The sequence below is a fragment of the Psychrobacter sp. M9-54-1 genome, assembly GCF_016613355.1.
GTDB lineage: Bacteria > Pseudomonadota > Gammaproteobacteria > Pseudomonadales > Moraxellaceae > Psychrobacter > Psychrobacter faecalis.
In genome coordinates this window covers 18,311-40,350 of record NZ_JADGFW010000016.1, presented here as the reverse complement: position 1 = coordinate 40,350, position 22,040 = coordinate 18,311, and the positions used below count along the sequence as shown (strand labels likewise).

Genomic DNA, 22,040 nt, shown 5'->3' with positions numbered 1-22,040 from the left:
TGCTTAATAAAGAAAATTAAGCCTTATTTCCGCTGCGTTTGCTGATGAATCTTCAACACGCTTGGTACGTTTGTGCTAAAATCGCTTGCAAAATTATTTTACTTATTCTATTTAATAAAACCATTCGTCAGTAAGGAGCCGCTGTGAGCCAGCCACATCAAACAGCCGATATTCGTCAAGCTTTTATCGATTTTTTTATAAGCAAGCAGCACACCCCCGTCGCCTCATCGAGCTTGATTCCCTACAATGACCCGACATTGCTATTTACCAATGCCGGTATGAATCAGTTTAAAGAGACCTTTTTGGGTATGGAGCCGCGCGACTATACGCGTGCGGTGAGCTCACAAAAATGCGTCCGTGCCGGCGGTAAGCACAACGATTTGGATAATGTCGGTTATACGGCGCGCCATCATACGTTTTTTGAGATGCTCGGCAACTTCTCGTTTGGCGATTATTTTAAGCAAGCGGGTATTGCTTATATTTGGGAATTTTTAACTTCCGATGAATGGTTGGCAATTGATAAAGATCGCTTGTATGTGACCATTTATGAAACTGATGATGAAGCCTTTGATATTTGGCATAAAGACATTGGCCTACCTAGTGAGCGCATCATCCGTATTGGTGATAATAAAGGCGCACCGTACGCCTCTGATAACTTTTGGACCATGGGTGATACCGGTCCTTGCGGTCCTTGTACCGAAGTTTTTTATGACCATGGCCCTGATATCGAAGGCGGGTTGCCGGGTACGCCAGAAGAAGATGGCGACCGCTATATCGAGATTTGGAACTGCGTCTTTATGCAGTTTAACCGTCAAAAAGACGGTACTATGCTGCCGCTACCTGCGCCGAGCGTCGATACTGGCATGGGTCTTGAGCGTATCAGCGCCATCATGCAAGGCGTGCACGGCAACTATGAAATAGATTTATTTATCCATCTAATGGATGCGGCGGCTAAGATTTTAGGTATTGAAAACCAGCAACAATCCTCATTAAAAGTCATCGCCGACCATATTCGGGCCGTGGCCTTTTTGATTGCTGATGGCGTCACCCCAAGTAACGAAGGGCGTGGTTATGTACTGCGCCGTATCATTCGCCGTGCCGTACGTCATGGCAATAAACTTGGCGCGGACAGTGAATTCTTTTATAAAATGGTCGCGCCTTTGGTTGCTGAGATGGGCGACGCCTATCCCGAGCTAAAAGACAAACAAAGCGCGATTGAAAATGCCATTCAAAAAGAAGAAGCCCAATTTGCCAAAACCTTAGCACAAGGGTTACGCTTGCTTGCCAGCGAGCTTGAAGGCTTACAAGACGGTGATACGCTCTCTGGCGAAGCAGTATTTAAACTTTATGATACTTATGGTTTTCCCGTTGATTTGACCGCTGATATCACCCGTGAGCGCGGTATTGTGATTGATGAAGCAGAATTCGATGAGCACATGCAAGCACAGCGTGAACGTGCGCGTGATGCCGGCAAATTCGACGTTGATTATAGTAGTGTCATTCAAGTAGACAACCCAACCACCTTTGTCGGCTACGAACAGCTTGAAGAAGACGGCGTCACTATTCATGCGCTTTATCAAGACGGCAATCTAGCCGAGAGCTTGGCTGAAGGCATGGAAGGCGTTATTGTCCTTGACCGTACCCCATTTTATGCTGAAGGCGGTGGTCAGGTTGGCGAGCTGGGTGAGATTCGCACAGCGACAGGTGTTTTTGAAGTGCAAGATACCAAAAAATCTGGCCAAGCCATTATCCATTATGGTGTGGTCACTATGGGCGAAATTAACGCTCAGCAAACGGCTGATGCACAAGTATTATCAAGCATTCGTGCGGCGAGTGCCAAAAACCACTCGGCGACGCATTTATTGCATGCGGCATTAAGAGAAGTACTGGGCGATGCAGTCACACAAAAAGGCTCATTAGTCTCAAGCGAGGTACTGCGTTTTGACTTTTCTTATGACAAACCGGTTAGCGCTGCTGAAATCAGCCGTATCGAACGTCTTGTCAATGAGCAAATTCAAGCCAACACCCCTGCTCGTATCGAGCATATGTCTATCGATGAAGCGATGAAACAAGGTGCGATGGCGTTATTTGGCGAAAAATATGGTAATGACGTTCGCGTTTTGACCATGGGCACCGACAGTATCGTTGATGGTCAACGCAAGCCGTTTTCTATCGAGCTGTGCGGCGGTTTGCATGTGCAGCGTACTGGAGATATTGGGGTGTTAAAAATCACCAGTGAATCAGGTATTGCCGCAGGTATTCGCCGTATTGAAGCGGTCACTGGGATGAATGCCATTAAAAACATGCAGCAAAGCGAGCAGCAACTGAGCGAGCTTGCAGCTCAGCTAAAAGTCAAACGTCCAGAAGTTGCACAGCGTGTGCGCACCATGGCAGACAAACAGCGTGATTTGGAAAAACAACTAGAACGCTTAGAGCAAAAAATCGCCAGCGCCCAAGCGGCAACCTTGCTTGATGACGTGCAGACCATCGCTGGTACTTCTGTACTTATTAGCACTTTAAGTGGCGTTGATGGCAAATCGATCCGTACCCTAATAGACGATGTGAAATCAAAACTGCCGTACAGCATCATCGTGCTGATTGGCGATAAAGATGAGCAGCTGGCACTGGCAGCAAGCGTTGATAAATCGCTGACCGATCGCGTCAAAGCGGGCGATATTATTCGTCATTTGGCAAGCGAGCTTGGCGGTAAAGGCGGCGGTAAGCCTGATTATGCCCAAGGCGGTGCGCCAAAATCTGCCAATACCAATACCGTTATCAGTGCACTAAGCGCTTGGGTTGCAGAAAAGCTGGCGTAAATAGTAGGAATATAGGCGATTGGTTATAACGGTTATAACCAATCGCCATATATCTAATGCTTGCTAGCACTTAAAGTTATACCGCTAATATGGTATAAAGTAGCACGCTTAACGACTGTCAGCATATCAAGTGTATGGGTATAAACAGTAAAATAGCAGAGCAAATAAAGGGCGCAATTTTTATAATTCGGCTTTATCGTTATTAAAATGAATCTTGCACTGTCATGGCAGACCGCGCCATGATGGATTGATGTCGATAAGTAACAGATGGCCATTGGTGAATAATAGGTAGATTTTTATGGCGTTAATAGTACAAAAATACGGCGGCACCTCGATGGGCAGTATCGACCGCATCAAAAATGTCGCCAAACGAGTCAAACGTTGGCATGACAACGGTCATCAAGTGATCGTAGTTGTGTCTGCCATGAGCGGTGAAACCAACCGTTTGATTGATTTAGCACGCCAAATCAGCAGCCAACCTGATCCACGCGAATACGACCAAATGGTCTCAACGGGCGAACAGGTTTCTATCTCTTTACTGGCGATGGCGATTAAAGAGCTTGGTATTGGCGCCCGTTCATTCACCGGTCGTCAGGTCGCCATTAAAACCGATAGTGCCCACACCAAAGCGCGTATCGAAAGCATTGATGACAAAAACATCCGTGAGCAACTAGATGCAGGCAACATTGTCATCGTGGCAGGTTTCCAAGGTATCGATGAAGAAGGTAACGCCACAACCTTAGGTCGCGGCGGCTCGGATACCACAGGTGTGGCCATTGCCGCAGCCTTAGGCGCTGATGAATGCCAAATCTATACCGATGTCGATGGCGTTTATACCACTGACCCACGCGTGACCTCAAAAGCCAAAAAACTTGAAAAGATTACCTTTGAAGAAATGCTTGAAATGGCAAGCCTTGGCTCTAAGATTTTACAGATTCGCTCAGTAGAGTTTGCTGGCAAATACGGCGTACCTCTGCGCGTATTATCTAGCTTTGATGAAAACAACGATGGTAGCTTCGACCAAGATTTTCAAGACAATGTCGGCACCCTAATTACGATAGACGAAGGAGACAACATGGAACAAGCAATCATCTCAGGTATCGCTTTTAATCGCGACGAAGCAAAGATCGTCGTGCGCGGTGTACCCGATCATCCTGGTATCGCCTCTGCCATCCTAAGCCCTATCGGTCGCGCCAATATCGAAATCGATATGATCGTTCAAAACCTATCAACCAATGGCACTACTGACTTTACCTTTACTGTCAACCGTACAGACATGGATAAAACCATGAAAGTGCTAGAAAACGAAGTCAAAGATGAGATTGGTGCCAAAGAAATATTGGCCAACAACGAAGTAGTAAAAGTGTCATTGGTTGGTGTTGGTATGCGCTCGCATGCAGGTGTTGCCAGCCTTATGTTCCAGACTTTGGCTGAAAACAACATCAATATCCAAATGATATCGACCAGTGAAATCAAAGTCTCTGTGCTTATTCAAGAGCAGCATTTAGAAAAAGCCGTGAAATCATTGCATACCGCCTTTGGTCTTGACCGCGAAGACGGCGACAGCACAATCGCTGGGTTATAATATTTAAAAGCTATATATTAAATCACTGTAAGATACTTCTGGTTTAATAATGATGGGTTAAGTAGCGATTATTTTTTAGTAAAATTTCGATTAAATAGAGTCTTTTTAGGCTCTATTTTCTTTTATTACTATTGCTCAGGTAAGTATATACCTAATAGTTTTGTGAAAATCCGTGACAGTATCTGTTATGCCCCCTATAATGGGGCTTTCATTTGGGCTAAATGAATTTATCTATCATTACCGCTATGAGTACTAGGTGACGCAGAGTTTTTATAATGACTGCTCTGCCTATTTAGTACTAGAGTAATGTCCTGTAATTGAGACGCAATCTGATGAGTAATAATCTGTTGATGCGACATAAGGAGTGTGACGCATGTTAATTTTGACACGCCGCGTGGGCGAAACGCTAATGATTGGCGATGAAGTCAGTGTGACTGTCCTAGGCGTTAAAGGCAATCAAGTACGAATCGGCGTCAATGCGCCAAAAGATATAGCGGTACACCGTGAAGAGATTTATCAGCGTATTCAGCATGAACGCACGGTACAATCGCAAATGCAACATCTTGAGCAAGGCAGCTTTGCACCTTCATTCGATGATGAAGACTATTTTAACCGCTAAGTTGATCGCTTGTTCGTTAACTAACTATCAATAATTATTGGGCATAAATTAAGCACCCTATTTTTGCTTTCTAATCTGCTCTGAGGTCATGTATTTATGAGTATCCGTCAATCAGATGTATCGGCTCTACTTAATGGTTTGAATAAAAAAGCCATTGGATTCAATGATGTCATCAGCTTTATTGATGATTTTTATCGTTATGCGCCAGCGCCTTTTGTTAATGGTATGCTGCACAATGCAGCGGGCGAAAACGAAGGCAGCGCCAAAATTTTTGGTTTTGCTAAGCACCATGGTCTAAATCAATTGGACACGCTAAAGTTGTTTGGTGAGCATTACGCCAAAGTACAAGCAACGCCAAAGGGTACCGACCACGCCAATATCCGCAATTTTTTACATTGGGGCTGGCAAGGATTTTTGATGGAAAAAAATCCATTAACGCCGCGTCCAAGTGTTGATACTAGCGCGCTGTAGTTTTCTATTTTCGTTAACTATCTATTTTAAAAGTATTAAAAAAGCCACGCTATGCAATTAGCGTGGCTTTTTGCTGTTTCCTGCTTTCAATTTGGTACTTTTGGCTTAATGCTGCTTAGCCGCTTATTTATCTTAATTCACTGCGATAAAGCTGCTTATTTATTGCGGAATTTAACGGGTTGTACTGCCCCTTTAGGATTGGGCATATTGGGATAATGATGCTCGTGCTCGACATCACATTCCGCGCCCACGACAGAGCCGTCGTCTCGCACTGGTTTATGAATATAGCCAGTACGCTCGGCTGGCGGCAGATGCTCATGCTCCCAAACCATCACCGCCTGCATACAAGTTTCGCGCTGCTCAGGCGTGAGCTTACGACCATCTGGCCATTTACCCAGCTCAATGGCTTGGCGAAACTTCTCTACCACTTCTGGCGTGACACTTGCTAATATCGTTTGTTTGTCCATCGTACCTACTCTCCGCGACTATTTTTATAATCCAGTACTGTTTTGAGAAATCTAGCACTGCATTCATTCTTCTATAATATCATCATCGATGTCCATACTGAATTCTTCGGCATGGACGTTCCAGTGTAATTTGGTGCGGCAAGCTTCATAAAAATCAAACCCTGGCGGATGGAGCAATGTCAGCTTATCAGGATGCTTACGAATATAAAGGCGCTGCTCTTGGTCGAGCGCGATACTCGGCTTACCATCGGCGCTGACTTGCGGCTGGGTGCGGTTGTCCTCATGAATACGAATACAAATCTCGCTGGTGCCGCTAACCACAATCGGACGACTGGATAAGGTATGTGGATGCATCGGCACCAAACAAATGGCATCCATACTCGGATGAATAATCGGACCACCGCCAGAGAGCGCATAAGCGGTCGAACCTGTCGGTGTCGCGACAATAAGTCCATCACTATGCTGACGATAGACATCGTGCCCGTCAATTTTCATCTGAAAATCAATCATGTGCACCGATTTACCCGCATGCAGCACCACATCGTTGAGCGCCATATCTTCATGAATGATTTTTCGCCCTTCGCGAATCTCCATGGTCAGCAAAAACCTGTGGTCTAGCTGATAATCACCCATCAATACTTGGCGTAGTTTAAAGGCCGCTTCATTGGGCTTCACATCGGCCAAAAACCCCAAACGACCACGGTTGACTCCTAGAACTGGCACCCGATAGCGCGCCAATGCTTCGGCGGCATGCAATATCGAACCATCGCCGCCTACTACGATGACTAAATCGCAAATCTCACCAATCAAGCTGCGTTTGACGATTTTAACTTTTTCAATTTCAGTGAGGTTCAAAGTAGGCAAATTGGCCGTCTGCACATCCATAATTAATGTCAGATTCATCTCATTGATGGTATTGGCAATCTGTACCAAACTTTGGGTCACGCTGCGTTTTCCGGCGCGGCCCATCAAACCAATGCGCCTAAACGCTGGGTTTTTGATGGCATGAAACAGCTCTGATTCATGTAAGTGCGGCAATCGGGCGGACTGCGCTGAGTTTTCCATAAAACGACTCGGTATAACGATAAAATACAGTGCAATGATAACGAGAAATCAGCGCTTAGACTAGCATGTTTATGAAGTTTCGTTGTTAACTGTCGTAATTGGCCCCATATATCCTCTATCATACGCCACTTTTAAGCGTATTTGTTTTGCTACTCATTACCGCTTTATATGTCGATATTCCCTAGTTAATTAAGGCTCGATAGCCATGTGATGCCTTGCATGCGCTCACGTAAACACAGTTGACAATAATGGCGGTTTTGCTAAAGTAGCTGGCATCTTAGTTATTTATATTTTAAAAAGGACAACTTTATGGCAAATCCTATTGTCAGTCGCGCAGAGCTTGCCGTTGGCGGCGAGCCGATGACGGTAAAGGGTGTGATTCAAAAGACCAGTTTATTGCTTGGACTATCGGCGATTACGGGTATTGGATTTTTCTTTTATGCGTTAATGGCAGGCCTATCACAAGGCTTTATCACCATGGCCGCTTTTGGTAGTATGTTTGCCGCCTTTGGTCTTGCTATTTTTATTACCTTTAAGCCGCAAAAAGCCAAAACTTTTGCCGTACCTTATGCGTTATTGGAAGGTATCTTTTTAGGTGGTATCTCGCTATTCTTTATGCGCATGTACCCAAGCGTGCCAGTCACCGCTATGTGTGCGACCTTTGTCACCGCTGCGGTCATGCTAGGGCTGTATCGCTCAGGTTTGGTTAAAGTCACTGAGAAATTCCGCTCAATCGTCACCTCAGCATTGATTGCCATCATGCTTGTTTATGTGGCGCAGTGGGTACTGTCCTTAGCGTTCGGTTCGAGCTTACCTTTCTTATTTGAAGGTGGCGCTATCGCTATCGGCTTTAGCTTATTCGTGATTGTTATCGCCTCTTTCACCCTGTTATTAGACTTTGATAATATTGATCGCGGTGTGGCGATGGGTGTATCTGAAGACTACGAATGGTTATTTAGTATTGGTATCCTTGCCACGCTGGTTTGGATGTATATCGAATTTATGCGTCTGCTAAGCTATCTACAAGACTAAACTAAACCCTGTTTAGCCGTTATTTAAAATAATTAAAATAAAAAAACCGTCTTTTATAAAGGCGGTTTTTTTTGGGTAATTTTCAGAAATTTATTTAAATGAGTTTAAGCTGGCTTAAATTAAGCACGCTTTAGACGCAGCGCATTTAATACCACAAATAATGAGCTTAAGGACATACCAATCGCCGCAAGCCAAGGCGGCACATAGCCTAAAGCCGCCGGTATCAAGACACTACTATTATAAATGAGCGCCCAACGCAAGTTTTGCTTAATAATACGCTTGGTCTTATCAGCGATACGTTTCGCCGCAGTAATAGCTTCAATCTGACCATTTAGGATAATACTGTCACTCGATACTTGCGCTAAATCTGCCGCGCCCGCAATTGAGGTTGAGACATCGGCTGCGGCCAATACTGGCGCATCATTAATACCATCGCCGACCATTAACACGACTGCGCCTTTTGCTTGTAGCGCTTGAATATGATTGACTTTATCGGTTGGTGACAGACTGTTATAGGCGGCTTTCATGCCTAAGTGCTCAGCCATTATTAGTGCTTGCGGACTTGGGTCACCGGTTAGCATGACCGGCTCAATACCTGATTTTTTGAGAGCGGCGAGCATAGACGGCGCACTATCACGTACCTTATCGTTAAAGTAAAAACCTGCCAGCGCTTGCCATGCATTTGACTGACTATTTTGACAAGACAATACCACCGCCGAGCTGGCACGATGAGTGGCTAAATCAATGGTTAAATCGTTATCCGCATTAGCAGCATGACCCGTTCTATCTAAGGCAAAATCGACATGACCGATGCGATATAGGACGCCATCAATCATTGCCTCTACCCCGCCTGCAGGATAGTATTGCAACGACTGCGTCGCTGGTAGATGCAATTGGTAAGCGGCGGTGAGCAAAGCGTGAGCAATCGGATGGCGGCTGCCCACTTCAAGCGCGGCGGCAATCGCTAATAACTTGTCTTTTTCTTCATTGCTAGCAGCTGTCGTATCATTAGTTGCCAATCGCTCGATATTTAATAAATTGGGCTTACCATAAGTGAGCGTGCCTGTTTTATCAAACGCCACATGGGTAATCTCAGCAAGGGTTTGCAGCGTATGGCCACGTGTGGTTAAAAAGCCATAACTTGCCAGTCGATTGGTCGCTACGGTTAGCGCAATCGGTGTCGCTAAAGACAGCGCACACGGACAGGTCGCCACCAATACTGCCACCGTTGCCCAAATTGCTTGGCTTGGGTCAACGATATACCAACCAATGAACACCAAAGCTGATAATACTAAAATCCGCGCTACAAACCAACGCGCCAGCTTATCCGCTTGCTGAGCGAGTTTTGGTTTCTCACTCATCGCCCGATTCATCAGCCTATCAATCAACCCTATCTGGCTGTCTTCTGGCAATGCCGTCACGAGCATCTCAAACGGCTGACTGTCATTTTGGGCGCCGCCAACGATATAATCGCCTTGGGTTTTGATGATTAAATCGCCCTCACCAGTTAGCAGGCTTTGCGAGACGGTCGCGGTAGAGCTAAGCAAGATACCATCGCTGATAATCTCAGAGCCTGCTTCCACCATAATAATATCGCCCACTTGCAAGCTATGAGCGGTCACCATCTGCCTTTTTTCTAGCACGGCTTCTGTCTGCGCTATATTTGATGGTTTATGATTTGCCTGCTGCCAGTCTTGAGCGATACGTGACGTCAATTGCTGAATATTGGCATCCATACTTTGCATAAAGTTGGGCATCGTTTTTGCGGTAGTAGTTGTGCCCTTTGTCGCTAAATTATTATTTGGATTAAGCACCTGTTCAGCATTATTATCAGAAAGAGCGTCATTATCAAAGACAGTATTATCAAGCGTATTTTGCTCTATGAGCTGCAAGATACGCGCCGCCGCGTCTTTATCTTCAGCAATTTTTTGTACCAAGACGGGCTCGACCACCACCAAGTCATTGGCCATGGTGGCAGCTTTTAAGCGTGCATTATGCTCAATATAACGCCCAGCCAATAAGAAGAAAATAAACATACTGACCGAATCAAAGTACGTTTCCCCTTGCCCCGTGATAGTGGCATAAAGGCTGGCAAAGAAGGTCACCACTAAGGCAATACTAACTGGTACATCCATATTGACTTGGCGGGCACGAATCGCTGACCATGCTGAGGTAAAAAACGGCACACCGGCATAAAAGAACACCGGCGTACTCACAAATAGCGACACCCAACGTAGAAAATCACGCTGAAAAATAAGCATGTCGCTATATTCGCCAAAATAAATCGCTACCGCATACATCATTGCTTGCATCGAGCCGAGCGCCGCGATACCAAGCCGTAATAGCATCTGACTGTTATGACGTGCCAGCATGGCCTCATGGGTATCTTGACGATAAGGCTTGGCTTCGTAGCCAATCTCATTGATAACGCCCAAAATACGACTAATCGGCAGCTTATCTTCGTCCCAAATCACCCGCATGCGCTGATTGGTTAAATTAACCTGACATTGGCTGATGCCATCTAACTCATCTAGCCGCGACTCAATCAGCCACGTACAGGCCGCACAGCGCAGATTATTGACCGATAGTTCTGCTACCGACATGCCGTCTTGGGCGTAGACAAATTGAGATTTTATTTCATCGTGATCATAAGCTTCAAGGCGCGTCAGCTGGGTTGGTAAACTTGCCGTACGGTTAATCTCCGAGCGGTCAAGATAGTATTGCTCAAGCCCTGCCTCGACAATACTTTGCGACGCTAACTGACAGCCCATACAGCACATCTCGCGCGACTGACCTAAAATATCGGTATGAAACGGCGGCTCTGGTACCGGATCACCGCAATGAAAACAATGACCGGCAAGCGGCAACACCAGACCCTCAGTAATCGAGTGGTCTTGATAGTGGCGGTTGTTATTTGCTGGCATAGATGAGGGAATACTAGACATAATCGCGCTATTTCCTTTCGACAAGTTTACTTGCAGCCGACCGGCTTTTAATAAACTTGCTCTGATTAACGAGAGTCAATCCCTATGTAAAAAAGCGATTGAATTATCTGCCTTTAACACAGCTACTTTACATAGATATTGGCACAACGTTATTGGCACAATGATATTGGCATAAATGAGACTAAAAAATTGGTAAAAACTATTAATAAAAGGGGTCGATAAAACTGTTGGTATCAACCTAATTATTAATATAAACATTATACTACAAGCGCGCGGCGTAAGCAGCCTAGCCCTTTATCCCAAAACATTAATACCTCCAAAACACCTACTACGAAAGTCTAACGCCTGCTTAATGAATGCAGGCGTTGATGATGATAGATTGAAAAATTTGTCAATTTGCGTCATTATGAGGCAGTTTTTTATCCCAAAATGGTGTGTCATCAGTGCAAAAGTCTAATTCTAAGCGACCACAGTCGTCTAAGCCTGCTATCAATACGCTACCCTCACAGCAGCGCGGCGTGGTGTTTAGTGGTATTTTATTAATCGTCATTATCGCAGCTATGGTGCTATTGGCGCTATATTTGGTCAAACTTGATCGCACCATTACCCACAAGTTTGAGGGCAAGCGCTGGGACATTCCTGCTAAGGTTTACTCGCAGCCCCTAGAGCTGTATCAAGGCGCCAATGTCGATACAGACACCATGAAAACTTGGCTTAAGCTGCTCAATTATCAAAGCAACAAGGCTTATGATCGCACCGGTACCTACCATAAATCTGGCAATACCTACTTTATCCATACGCGCGGCTTTACGTATAGCGCCAACGACGTCGATAAAGAGCAAGTCATCAAAATGACCATTGCTGGCAATAAGATTGAGTCGGTACAAAGCACCCAGCCTGCCAAAACTGGCATTATTCGTCTGGAGCCAGTAAACATCGGCGGTATTTATCCAGACAGTAACGAAGATCGCATGGTGGTGACGCTCGATCAAGTACCGCAGCCGCTGATTGACGCGCTTATCGCTACCGAGGATCGCGGGTTTTATGAGCACAAAGGCGTCTCGATACGCGGTATCGCGCGTGCGGTATTAAACAACTTTACCGGTGGCCCTAGACAGGGCGGCTCGACCATCACTCAGCAGCTGATTAAAAACTTTTATCTGAACTCCGATCGGACGATGAAACGTAAAGCCAATGAGGCATTGATGGCGGTGTTACTTGAGCTGCATTATAGTAAAGATGAGATTCTACAAACCTATCTAAACGAGATTTACTTGGGTCAAAACGGCAATCGCTCTATCAATGGCTTTGGCCTTGCCTCGCAATTTTATTTTGATAAACCCCTCAAAGAGCTGCGTTTAGACCAACAGGCGCTACTTGTTGGTATGGCAAAAGGCCCGAGCGTTTATAACCCGCGCCGTCATCCAAACGATTCGACAGAGCGCCGTAATACCGTACTGAATAATATGCTAGCAGTCGGTAAAATTAGCCAAGAAGAGTACGAAAAAGCGATAGAAAAACCACTCGATGTGGCGGACAAACCCGTCGAAGGCAAAAGCCAGTTCCCTGATTTTTTAGATATCGTCAAGCGTGAATTGAACAAAGTCTATTATTCTGATGATCTGAAAAACGAAGGTCTGATTATCATCAGTACCTTAGATCCTATTGCCCAATTGGCAGCGGACAAAGCGGTCGAGAGAAAACTTGGTGAGCTACGTCGTCGCGGTAGCAAGACCAAAGACTTACAAGGCGCATTGGTCAGTGCCAATCCTGAAACTGGTGAGCTGGTGGCAGTGGTCGGTAGTGGCAGTGAATTTACTGGTTTTAACCGTGCTGTCGATGCCAAGCGTCAAGTTGGCTCGTTATTAAAGCCAATTATCTATATGACGGCGCTTGAAAGCGGGCGCTATAATTTGGCAAGCTCGGTCGATGATTCACCGATTACGGTCAATTTGAGTGACGGTACTGAGTGGAATCCAAAGAACTATGACAATCGTGACCATGGTTACGTGCCGTTTACCACCGCTTTGTCGCAATCGTATAATCACAGCGCGGTACGTTTGGGTATGGAGTTTGGCGTTAATACCTTTGCCAAACAGCTACAGCGCATGGGCGTAAAAGAGAAAATCCCGCCTTATCCTTCGGCTTTATTAGGCTCGGTCAATCTTAGCCCAATGGATATGCTGGGCGTTTACCAAGTATTCGCTACCGGTGGTTTCCGCACGCCTATTCATAGTATTCGTAGTGTTATTGATGATCGCGGACATATTTTGCAGCGTACCGGTTTAAATACCCAGCGTAGTATTCCGCCTGAGACCAACTTTTTGATTAACTATGCCTTGCAAGACGTGGTCAAAAACGGCACGGCCAGACGCATACAATCGCTTGGCAGCAACTTAAACCTTGCTGGTAAAACGGGTACGACCAACGATTACCGTGATGCTTGGTTTGCCGGCTACAGTGGCAACTATGTTAGCGTGGTTTGGGTCGGTCGTGATGACAATAAACCTATCGGTCTAAGCGGTGGTAGTGGCGCTTTGCCAGTTTGGGTCGATTATATGAATCGTCTCAAGCTGACCCCTGTCGCGCTGCCAGAGCCTGAGGGAATTGAGTGGTTGTGGCTTGAGAACAACTCTGGCAAGTTGTCTAATGAACGCTGTGCTGATGCGCGCTATCTGCCAGTGATGTCAGCGTATCTACCCGAAGAAGCCAGCAGTTGTGCTATTAGCTTATATCAGCAAGAGCGTGCCCGCGAGCAGATACAATGGCAAAATGAGCAAGGCTCTATCAATCAGCAGCGCCGCCGTGAAGGTTTGGATATTCCTAATGGCGAAGCCGTTGATACGGATAACAACGATGGCGATGCTGATAATGCTGAGCAAGAGGGCGGGTCGAGCAATCGTGCGGACACTTGGTATGACCGCGCCGTTGAGTGGTTCTAGGGTTTTTAAGACTTAAAAAAGGGTTTTAACATGGCTTTATTGATACAGCAAACCATCACCGCTAAGCAGGCTAGTACTGCTCCTTCTAAAGGGCAAACTAAGCTAATGAATATTATCCTAACGCTTGGTGCCGCTATTGGCGCATTAAGTTTAAGTGCTTGCCAAACGGCGCCGATAGCAATAAAAACGTCTCCTGCGCAAACGTCAGTAGCTCAAAATCAGCAGCCAGCTGCAGAACCATCAGTAACGGCAACCCAAGCACCCATTGTTAAAGGCGATGATAATAAGTACTCTACCGTGCCCAATACAGTGCCTACACAACCAACTTCGACAATGCAGTCATCCGAAGCAGAACAGGTCTATACGCCAGCAACACAAAGTCCAATCATCACACAGCCTGATAGCCAAGATACCATCATCCTTACGCCTTCTCGTGAAGATTACATCCTATCCGAACCATCGATCCCTTCGCATAATGAGCTATTGGAGCGGGCGCGGCAAAATTCACAGCAGCGCAGTCAGCAAAGCACAGCCAATAACAGCAACTTGCCAGCCTTTAGAAACCTCATGCAAACAGGTACAGAGCAATTAAAATCAGGCAATATAAATGCCGCTGAGAGCAGCTTTACGCGTGCGCAGCGCCTCGCGCCCAAATCATCAGCCGTCTATTTTTATTTGGCGCAAGTCGCTCTTAAAAAGAACCAACCGCGTAAGGCTGAAGCGATGGCACGCCGAGGATTGACCGTCGCTCAAGACAGCACTCGCCGCCGCAACCTTTGGCAAATCATCTTGCAATCAGGACAAGCACAGGGTAACGCTCGCGTGATAAATGAGGCCAGACAGGCGCTGCGCTAATAGCACACACTCTCGTATTTACCATGACGACTGAATCTATAAGCGCTAAAATAGGCTTATAGATTTAGTCGTTAATTTTTTTATCCAGTTTTTTATTGGGTTTAATGACTGTTTTCTTTTACTCCTTTAATTCTTCACTTTTATTTTAAACTAAGGTTACCTTTATGGCATGGCAACAACTGCATTTACAATGTGAAAAAGACAATGTCGATCTCGCTGAGGCGCTGTTATTAGAAGCTGGCGCGCTATCAATCGCTTTAGATGACGCAGGCGATCAGCCTTTATTTGAACCCCTCCCTGGCGAGTCGCCTTTATGGGATGAAGTCATACTCACAGGATTGTTTGACGCCAATACAGATGCTGGCAATCGTCAATTACTTGAGAAATTAAGCCATGAAATCGGCGCACAAGTACAAGCCAGCCGAACGTGGATCAGCGCTGTCGATGACAAAGATTGGGAGCGCGAATGGATGTCCAATTATAAGCCAATCGAGTGCGCCAATAACTTATGGATTGTGCCTAATTGGCTAACACCGCCGAACCCTGACGCTACCAATATTATTATGGACCCCGGTTTGGCTTTTGGTACTGGCTACCATGCCACTACTCGCCTCTGTCTTGATTGGCTGACCGAGCAAGACCTGACCGATAAAGTTGTGATCGATTACGGCTGCGGCTCCGGTATTTTAGGGATTGCGGCGCTGTTATTGGGCGCGCGTCAAGTTTATGCGGTGGATATTGACCCCCAAGCCGTACTTGCGACCAATCAAAATGCGGCACGCAATCACGTTGATGACCGCCTGCAAGCATTTTTGCCAGAGGACTTTAATAATTACTGGCAACAAAACGATATGAAACCTGTAGAAATCATGGTTGCCAATATTTTAGCCAAGCCACTCATTGGTTTAGCACCTTATTTTGCGACCTTGATGGCACCCAAAAGCCGTATCGTGTTAGCAGGTTTGATTGAATCGCAAACTGAGCAAGTCAGCGAAGCATATCAGCCTTACTTTGCGCTCGATCCTAAGCATGCTTTTACCGCGCAAGAAGATCAACATTGGCAGCGTTTATCTGGTACATTTACAGGGTAGCAACATTTAATTACATCTGTTACGATAGAGGAGCAGTTAAATAATGTTGTGTATTTAACGCTGCTCTATCGTTGCCTGAAAATTATGATGATTACTATATAAAAAACGACATAAAAAACTGGTAGCGATTGGTAAGTGATTATGCGGTATTAATACTGATACCTTTTTGGATTCGACCTTATGACTACGCCAATCAAAACCCAGTGCCCTCATTGTCATGCTATTTTTAATATTAAAAAAACACAGTTAAACCAAAAAACAGCCAATGTTTGCTGTGAACATTGTCAACACAGTTTTTTGGTCAATAACAACCTTATTGTCACGAATGATACAGAGCCGACTGCTGACACTATGGGGCATGAAGCTCAATCTGATGCATCCACTACCGCCAATACTTCTATTAAGCAAACGTCTACCGTTACACCAGAAGCAAAAGCCACAACCAAGCCAAACGTCACCTCTGAACCAGAAGATGCAGATATTCTTATCCATGATGATATGGCTGAAGAAGATTTGATAGATGATCAGTTGATTCACGATGATATGGATATTGCAGATTTTGAAGAGGAAGATTTAGAATACGGTTCGCTCGACAGTATGGACGCTTGGCTAACGCAAGTAGCGGATAGCACCCCTACCTCAACCACGAACAGTAGTGATAAGCTGCCAAAAAGCACAGCAACAAAGTTAGATAAAAGCGCTCACGCCTCTGTTAGTCCCATAGAAAACCCCTCTTTAGCAAACGCTCTTATAAAAGAGTCAGCATCAGCTGCCCAAGTAGCCCTTAGCTCAGCGGCAGCTAATGACATCCATGCCAGTATCGATGATAATAGCGATGAGTCTTGGCTTGAAAAATTGCTCAAAGAACAAAATGAAAACGAAGACGATCATAGTCCAAGAAAAGACACAGATTTATCAGCGCTGCTGGCAAGCATGGGCGTTTCTATCAAAGACGAAGACAACACGCAGGCCGCACGCCTTAAAAGGCAGCAAGCACAAGCCAAGTTTTCACCAACACCTGCTAAGCGCTCGCTTGCTTCATTACTCTGGACACTTGGATGTTTGGTATTAGCGCTGCTACTTTTTGCGCAGTATGTCATTTTTAATTTAGATAGCTTGGTTAAAAATCCTACCCATGCTGAGCGCTTGCAAAAAGTATGTGCCATCGCCGCTTGTAGCTTACCTAGCGCCAATCTAGCGGCTTTGAGTACAAGCGATATCACTCATCAACCTAGCCGCATCAAGACTGCCAACACCTTTAGTGATATCAGCATCACCTTAAACAACCAAAGCACCCAAGCACAACTCCTTCCGCATGTGAAAGTCAGTGTTTATGGTACTGATGCACTTATCGGCGAATTTATTGCAGCACCGCAAGATTATCTACTCAGTACACAGAGCCAATTGGGCGCAACAAGTCGCAAACAGCTGTTATTTACCATCCCAGTCGCCAATGCTCAAATCGACAAAGTAAACGCCGAGCCTATTTATTAACATTCGGCTTGGTAAAATGCCATTTATAAGCAATAAAATTTATTCAAAAGTTTTACTCTTTTATCAAATTTGTCCTAAATGTTTTAAATCTGTCGTCATAAATGACAATAAATAGCGTCAAGCCTAGAGTAATAATAGGGTAATACCCAATCTATTGTTCTGATAGGCGTTGACTTTGTTATAATAGTGCTTAAACGCCTTATGGTTTACGCTTACGCTTAAGGACATTATCTTATGCCACCACATGCACCGTATAATGCCACTCATTTTGACCAGGATATTGAGAGCTCTGCTGATTATAAAGACGGCTATCATCGCTCTATCCATAAGGTAGAAGCTTCCTTAGACAATAGCCTTCATGCGCACCAACCGTTACGTGTGCATGTAGAGCGCGTGGTGCGGCAGTATTTTGCGATGCTCGATGATGAGATGCCAACCGACTTATATGAGCTTATTTTAAAAGAGATAGAGCAGCCACTATTGTCAGTCGTGCTCGAAAAGTGCCGCGGCAATCAGACCAAGTGTGCGCAAATCTTAGGTCTCAATCGCGGTACGCTACGTAAAAAGCTCAAAACTTATGGCTTAATGTAATCTATGGCTTTATGCCAGTCGCTGTTATTTACGACGACCAAATACTACACTCACCGCCCTTATTAGCCCTGCTAACCGACATTCAATTGTATGGCACGTTTATAGTTTATGATCTTATCAAACCCGATATGCTCTGCACTGCTTGCCATTATTACCTTGCCAGACGTTTACGTCAGGCTTTTTTTATGGAAATTTTCTTATGAGTACAACTCCCCTTGCCCTACTATCGGTTTCCGATAAGTCAAATATCGTAGAATTCGCCCAAGGCTTGCTTAAAGCTGGTTTTGGTTTATTATCGACTGGCGGTACTTACCGCTTGCTGGCAGAAAACAACGTCGCCGTCACTGAAGTTTCAGACTATACGGGCTTCCCTGAAATGATGGACGGCCGCGTTAAAACCTTGCATCCTAAGATTCATGGCGGTATTTTAGGACGCCGCGGTACCGATGACAGCGTCATGAATGAGCACGCTATTGAGCGCATTGATTTGGTCGTCGTCAATCTTTACCCGTTTGCAGAGACGATTGCACGTAGCGACGTCACCATGAACGATGCGATCGAAAACATCGATATTGGCGGCCCTACTATGGTACGCTCAGCCGCAAAAAACCACGCTCACGTTGGTATTGTGACTGACCCTGCTGATTATACGCGCGTGCTTGAAGCATTAGGCGATGGAACGACTCTAACCGCTGCCCTACGTTACGATTTAGCAGTCAAAGCCTTTGAACATACCGCGCAATACGACGGAATGATTGCCAATTTCTTGGGCAGCCGCGTGAATGAAAACCAAGAGGCAGAGAATTTCTCTCGTACCTTTAACGTCCAATTAGAAAAAGTGCAAGACCTACGCTACGGCGAAAACCCGCATCAAAAAGCGGCTTTTTATGTCGAAAACCATGCGCTAAAAAGCCAGCAAGCCTCTATTGCAACCGCGCAGCAATTGCAAGGTAAAGAGCTCTCTTATAACAATATCGCCGATACCGATGCTGCTCTTGAATGTGTTAAAGCCTTTAGTGCGCCCGCTTGCGTGATTGTAAAACACGCCAATCCTTGCGGAGTTGCCGTAGATAGCGATCAAGTCACGGCTTACCGCACCGCTTTTAGTACCGACCCTGAGTCATCTTTTGGTGGTATTATCGCCTTTAACCGCGAGCTTACGCTTGCTGCAGCCAAAGCCATTATTGACAATCAATTTGTCGAAGTCATCATTGCCCCAAGTATCGAAGATGGCGTTTTGGAGGCGACCGCTGCTAAGAAAAACGTCCGCGTCTTAGTCTGTGGCGAGTTGCCAACGCCTGAGCAGCGCGATAGCCAGCTTGATTATAAACGCGTCAATGGTGGTTTGTTGGTGCAAGAGCAAGATTTGGGCCTTATTACCGCCAACGATTTAAAAATCGTTACCGACGTCCAGCCAACCGAAGCACAGATTGCTGATTTGTTATTTAGCTGGAATGTCGCTAAATACGTCAAATCTAACGCCATTGTTTATGCCAAAGGTCAACGCACTATCGGTGTCGGCGCCGGTCAAATGAGCCGCGTCAATTCAGCACGTATCGCCGCTATCAAAGCTGAGCATGCCGGTCTTGCTACCGAAGGCGCGGTAATGGCATCAGATGCCTTTTTCCCGTTCCGTGATGGTATCGATAACGCTGCTGAAGTCGGTATTGCTGCTATCATCCAACCAGGCGGCTCTATGCGTGATGACGAAACGATTGCTGCCGCCAATGAGCATGGTATCGCCATGGTCTTCACTGGTATGCGCCACTTCCGCCATTAATCAGTGGTTAAGATAATGCTGTTAAAACAACAGCGTTAAGAGTAAATAAAAATTGTAACGCATAAAAAAAGCCACTATTGATAGTGGCTTTTTTGTATTTAGGGCTTATTAAAAAAAGGGTTTAACAAATGCCTTATAGATCGCTTAACGTCCTTGCGCATTGGCCATATTGGCTTCGTTAATCTCAACTTTATAGACCATGCGTAGATAATCTAGGTAATCTTGCAGCTGATCTTGACCCAAATTATCACGAATAATGGCGGCAGTTTGTGCCCTTTGGGCATCAGATAGCGGCGATTGCTGCTCTGTTTTGATGCGATCACCGACCAATAACGTCGCGCCCGTCTCAGTCTCACTCGCTACCGCCACGACGCCATTGGCTGCCGCTTGCTGACTAAAGGCTAAGCCGCGCTCTTTTTCGCTCAATTGCGTGGTTTGACGGTTTATTTCGCCCAACGCTTGCAACTTCACAGGCTGCTTCGCAATATCAGCAGGCGTTTTAATAGTGGCAGCTAGTTTCTTCGCTTCTTGTAATGCCAGTGCCGTTGCTTTTTGTTGACGCAATATCTGCGTGATTCTTGGCGTCGCTGCTGTCAAAGACAACGTCTTAGTCGGACGATAGTTGCTTGGTTGTACCCAGACTGTACCATTACCAACCTCAATACCCGCAGTCACCGCTTGGTCTTGAATGGTAAATTCATCAAACGCTTGCTTAATCACCGCCGGCTGCGCCAAAGCAGATTGGTTGTTTTCTTTACGATAATCTTTAATTCGTTTTAATGGCACATTTTCTTGCTGAGCGATATCTTCAATACTAAAGCCATCTGCTGCCAAGTCATTAATCGCTGTAACTTTATCGGTATACATTTCCTGGCGTTTATATTCTTTCGCTTTAGCGGTTAGCTCTGCACGCATACTCTCTAGACTTGGTATCTTGCTACCATTGTCCTCAGTCACGGTAAATATCTGATAGCCAAAGCTGGTCTTTACAGGAGCACTGACATCACCAACGCTCAAGCCTGCAAGCGCTTCTTCCACGGCTGGTGCATCATTACCAAATACCGCTGGGTTAAAACGTCCGATATCGCCGCCTGTTTCGCCTGTTGGATCATCTGACTCGGCTTTCGCAACTTTAGCAAATGATTCACCTTTCGCAAGGCGGGCTTTAATTTTATCCGCGCGTGCTTTGGCATCTTTACCCGTTAGCAGGATTTGACTGATTTTGCGCTCATCTACGATAGCAAGACTTTGCTTATAGGCTTCATATTGCTGCTGCAAATCTTCTTGGGTGACTTCATTAACTTCAATCGCTTGCGGAGTCAGTTGTAAGTAAGCCAAGTCGACCATGGCCGCACTTTTAAGTTTGTCTTTATTAGCATCATAATAGGCTTGAATATCACCCTTGCTCAACTTTACTTGCTCAGCATAATCTTGCCATTTAAAACGATGCAGCCAAATATTGCGCGACTCTAGCTGCAAATCAATCAACTGACTGACCGCTTGCATCGGATAAACTGCGGTACCAACGATACTGGCATTGAGCTGGTCTAGGCTCAACTGATTGCGAAACTCAGCAAACAGCTGGTTTTTTGTCATATTGCGCTGACGTAAAAAGTTTGCAAACTGCTCGTTAGAAAAATTGCCCTCTGCATCTTTAAAGATTTCTTCTTGGCGCAGTAAACGATTGATGGTGTCATCAGAAACCGTCATGCCAAGCTTGCCGGCCTGCTGCTCTAGCAACGTGCGATCAATCAGTCCTTTTAGGACTTGCTCGTGCAGCACATCTTCATTTAACAAACTGACATCATCAACTTGATCCAAAAGCTCAGTACGGCGGTTATTGACAGCAGTTTGATACTCGGACAGCCCCACGCTTTTGTCACCTACTTGAGCGATTTGGTTGGGATCGACACCGCCGCTAAAGTAGCTTTCGACACCCAATAGAGCGAGCGGCGATAGGCACAAAATCAATAAAATGCGACCCGGCCAGCTTTTTAAGAAATCGCGCAATTTATCCATAGTTATCTCTGCTTTATTAACCTATATTGATGAAAGACCATTGTAATACTATTAATAATATCAACGCTGTATAAGCAGGCAATGGTAAGAAGAAGAACGTGTGCATTTTATCGCTGTAAAATAAGGCTGATTGACGAAGTTTATAACAAGATTTAATAAAAATACTTGTTTATACAACACCGCTATCGCGCGCCCTATGATACGTGATTTTTGATATATACTCAAAATATTCAGGCGACTATTGCCACTTAAAGCTACAAATTCCAGC

14 protein-coding genes and 1 pseudogene are annotated in these 22,040 nt (G+C 45.4%); 11 read left to right on the top strand and 4 right to left on the bottom strand.

Translation table 11 applies throughout. The features are described from left to right. The first annotated feature begins 143 nt into the window (after positions 1–143). From alaS to IQ457_RS07090, 4 genes and pseudogenes are all read left to right on the top strand, one after another. Positions 144–2,816, top strand: a complete 2,673-nt coding sequence (alaS, locus tag IQ457_RS07105; RefSeq protein WP_200662618.1) for an alanine--tRNA ligase — start codon at positions 144–146, stop codon at positions 2,814–2,816. Between the two features lie 298 nt (positions 2,817–3,114). Then, positions 3,115–4,401, top strand: coding sequence for an aspartate kinase (locus IQ457_RS07100; protein WP_068404454.1), 1,287 nt, complete (start codon positions 3,115–3,117; stop codon positions 4,399–4,401). 373 nt (positions 4,402–4,774) lie between these two features. Continuing rightward, positions 4,775–4,942, top strand: a pseudogene (gene csrA, locus IQ457_RS07095) (carbon storage regulator CsrA); the annotation flags it as partial. 174 nt (positions 4,943–5,116) lie between these two features. Continuing rightward, on the top strand, positions 5,117–5,491 hold the full coding sequence (locus IQ457_RS07090; RefSeq protein ID WP_068404458.1) for a HopJ type III effector protein: 375 nt from the start codon (positions 5,117–5,119) through the stop codon (positions 5,489–5,491). 155 nt (positions 5,492–5,646) lie between these two features. Here the strand turns inward: IQ457_RS07090 and IQ457_RS07085 are convergent, their stop codons facing one another. Both IQ457_RS07085 and IQ457_RS07080 read right to left on the bottom strand, forming a co-directional pair. Then, positions 5,647–5,958: a YeaC family protein gene (locus IQ457_RS07085; protein ID WP_200662617.1), complete on the bottom strand. Its 312-nt coding sequence runs from the start codon at positions 5,956–5,958 to the stop codon at positions 5,647–5,649. Positions 5,959–6,021: 63 nt separating this feature from the next. After that, complete coding sequence (locus IQ457_RS07080) at positions 6,022–7,023, bottom strand: NAD(+) kinase (protein WP_068404461.1); 1,002 nt, start codon at positions 7,021–7,023, stop codon at positions 6,022–6,024. A 309-nt stretch (positions 7,024–7,332) separates the two neighbouring features. On the opposite strand from IQ457_RS07080, the gene IQ457_RS07075 reads away from it, so the two are divergent. After that, the gene (locus IQ457_RS07075; protein ID WP_200662616.1) at positions 7,333–8,055 is read left to right on the top strand and encodes a Bax inhibitor-1/YccA family protein; all 723 of its coding nucleotides are present in this window, start codon (positions 7,333–7,335) and stop codon (positions 8,053–8,055) included. Between the two features lie 119 nt (positions 8,056–8,174). Here IQ457_RS07075 and IQ457_RS07070 read toward each other — a convergent pair whose 3' ends face one another. Beyond that, positions 8,175–11,000, bottom strand: a complete 2,826-nt coding sequence (locus IQ457_RS07070; RefSeq protein WP_200662615.1) for a heavy metal translocating P-type ATPase — start codon at positions 10,998–11,000, stop codon at positions 8,175–8,177. A 443-nt stretch (positions 11,001–11,443) separates the two neighbouring features. On the opposite strand from IQ457_RS07070, the gene mrcB reads away from it, so the two are divergent. The 6 genes from mrcB to purH all read left to right on the top strand — a co-directional run bounded on the left by mrcB (position 11,444) and on the right by purH (position 19,753). Then, positions 11,444–13,942: a penicillin-binding protein 1B gene (gene mrcB / locus IQ457_RS07065; RefSeq protein WP_200662614.1), complete on the top strand. Its 2,499-nt coding sequence runs from the start codon at positions 11,444–11,446 to the stop codon at positions 13,940–13,942. Positions 13,943–13,972: 30 nt separating this feature from the next. Continuing rightward, complete coding sequence (locus tag IQ457_RS07060) at positions 13,973–14,797, top strand: tetratricopeptide repeat protein (protein ID WP_200662613.1); 825 nt, start codon at positions 13,973–13,975, stop codon at positions 14,795–14,797. Positions 14,798–14,961: 164 nt separating this feature from the next. Next, positions 14,962–15,888, top strand: coding sequence for a 50S ribosomal protein L11 methyltransferase (prmA, locus tag IQ457_RS07055; protein WP_191689647.1), 927 nt, complete (start codon positions 14,962–14,964; stop codon positions 15,886–15,888). Positions 15,889–16,068: 180 nt separating this feature from the next. Then, the gene (locus tag IQ457_RS07050) at positions 16,069–17,382 is read left to right on the top strand and encodes a DUF3426 domain-containing protein (protein WP_200662612.1); all 1,314 of its coding nucleotides are present in this window, start codon (positions 16,069–16,071) and stop codon (positions 17,380–17,382) included. 321 nt (positions 17,383–17,703) lie between these two features. Further along, a complete protein-coding gene (gene fis, locus IQ457_RS07045; RefSeq protein ID WP_068404623.1) occupies positions 17,704–17,973 on the top strand; it encodes a DNA-binding transcriptional regulator Fis in 270 nt (89 codons plus the stop codon). 199 nt (positions 17,974–18,172) lie between these two features. Continuing rightward, positions 18,173–19,753 (top strand): bifunctional phosphoribosylaminoimidazolecarboxamide formyltransferase/IMP cyclohydrolase, encoded by a 1,581-nt coding sequence (gene purH / locus IQ457_RS07040; protein WP_200662611.1) that lies wholly within the window; start codon positions 18,173–18,175, stop codon positions 19,751–19,753. Between the two features lie 144 nt (positions 19,754–19,897). On the opposite strand, the gene IQ457_RS07035 is transcribed toward purH, so the two are convergent. Beyond that, entirely contained in the window at positions 19,898–21,772 is a 1,875-nt protein-coding gene (locus IQ457_RS07035; RefSeq protein ID WP_200662610.1) for a SurA N-terminal domain-containing protein, read from the bottom strand. Between the last annotated feature and the right edge of the window lie 268 nt (positions 21,773–22,040).

Coding starts and splice junctions, on each gene's coding strand:
- IQ457_RS07100 (WP_068404454.1), top strand. CDS start 3,115: ATGGCGTTAATAGTACAAAAATACGGCGGCACCTCGATGGGCAGTATC.
- IQ457_RS07090 (WP_068404458.1), top strand. CDS start 5,117: ATGAGTATCCGTCAATCAGATGTATCGGCTCTACTTAATGGTTTGAAT.
- IQ457_RS07085 (WP_200662617.1), bottom strand. CDS start 5,958: ATGGACAAACAAACGATATTAGCAAGTGTCACGCCAGAAGTGGTAGAG.
- IQ457_RS07080 (WP_068404461.1), bottom strand. CDS start 7,023: ATGGAAAACTCAGCGCAGTCCGCCCGATTGCCGCACTTACATGAATCA.
- IQ457_RS07075 (WP_200662616.1), top strand. CDS start 7,333: ATGGCAAATCCTATTGTCAGTCGCGCAGAGCTTGCCGTTGGCGGCGAG.
- IQ457_RS07070 (WP_200662615.1), bottom strand. CDS start 11,000: ATGTCTAGTATTCCCTCATCTATGCCAGCAAATAACAACCGCCACTAT.
- IQ457_RS07060 (WP_200662613.1), top strand. CDS start 13,973: ATGGCTTTATTGATACAGCAAACCATCACCGCTAAGCAGGCTAGTACT.
- prmA (WP_191689647.1), top strand. CDS start 14,962: ATGGCATGGCAACAACTGCATTTACAATGTGAAAAAGACAATGTCGAT.
- IQ457_RS07050 (WP_200662612.1), top strand. CDS start 16,069: ATGACTACGCCAATCAAAACCCAGTGCCCTCATTGTCATGCTATTTTT.
- purH (WP_200662611.1), top strand. CDS start 18,173: ATGAGTACAACTCCCCTTGCCCTACTATCGGTTTCCGATAAGTCAAAT.
- IQ457_RS07035 (WP_200662610.1), bottom strand. CDS start 21,772: ATGGATAAATTGCGCGATTTCTTAAAAAGCTGGCCGGGTCGCATTTTA.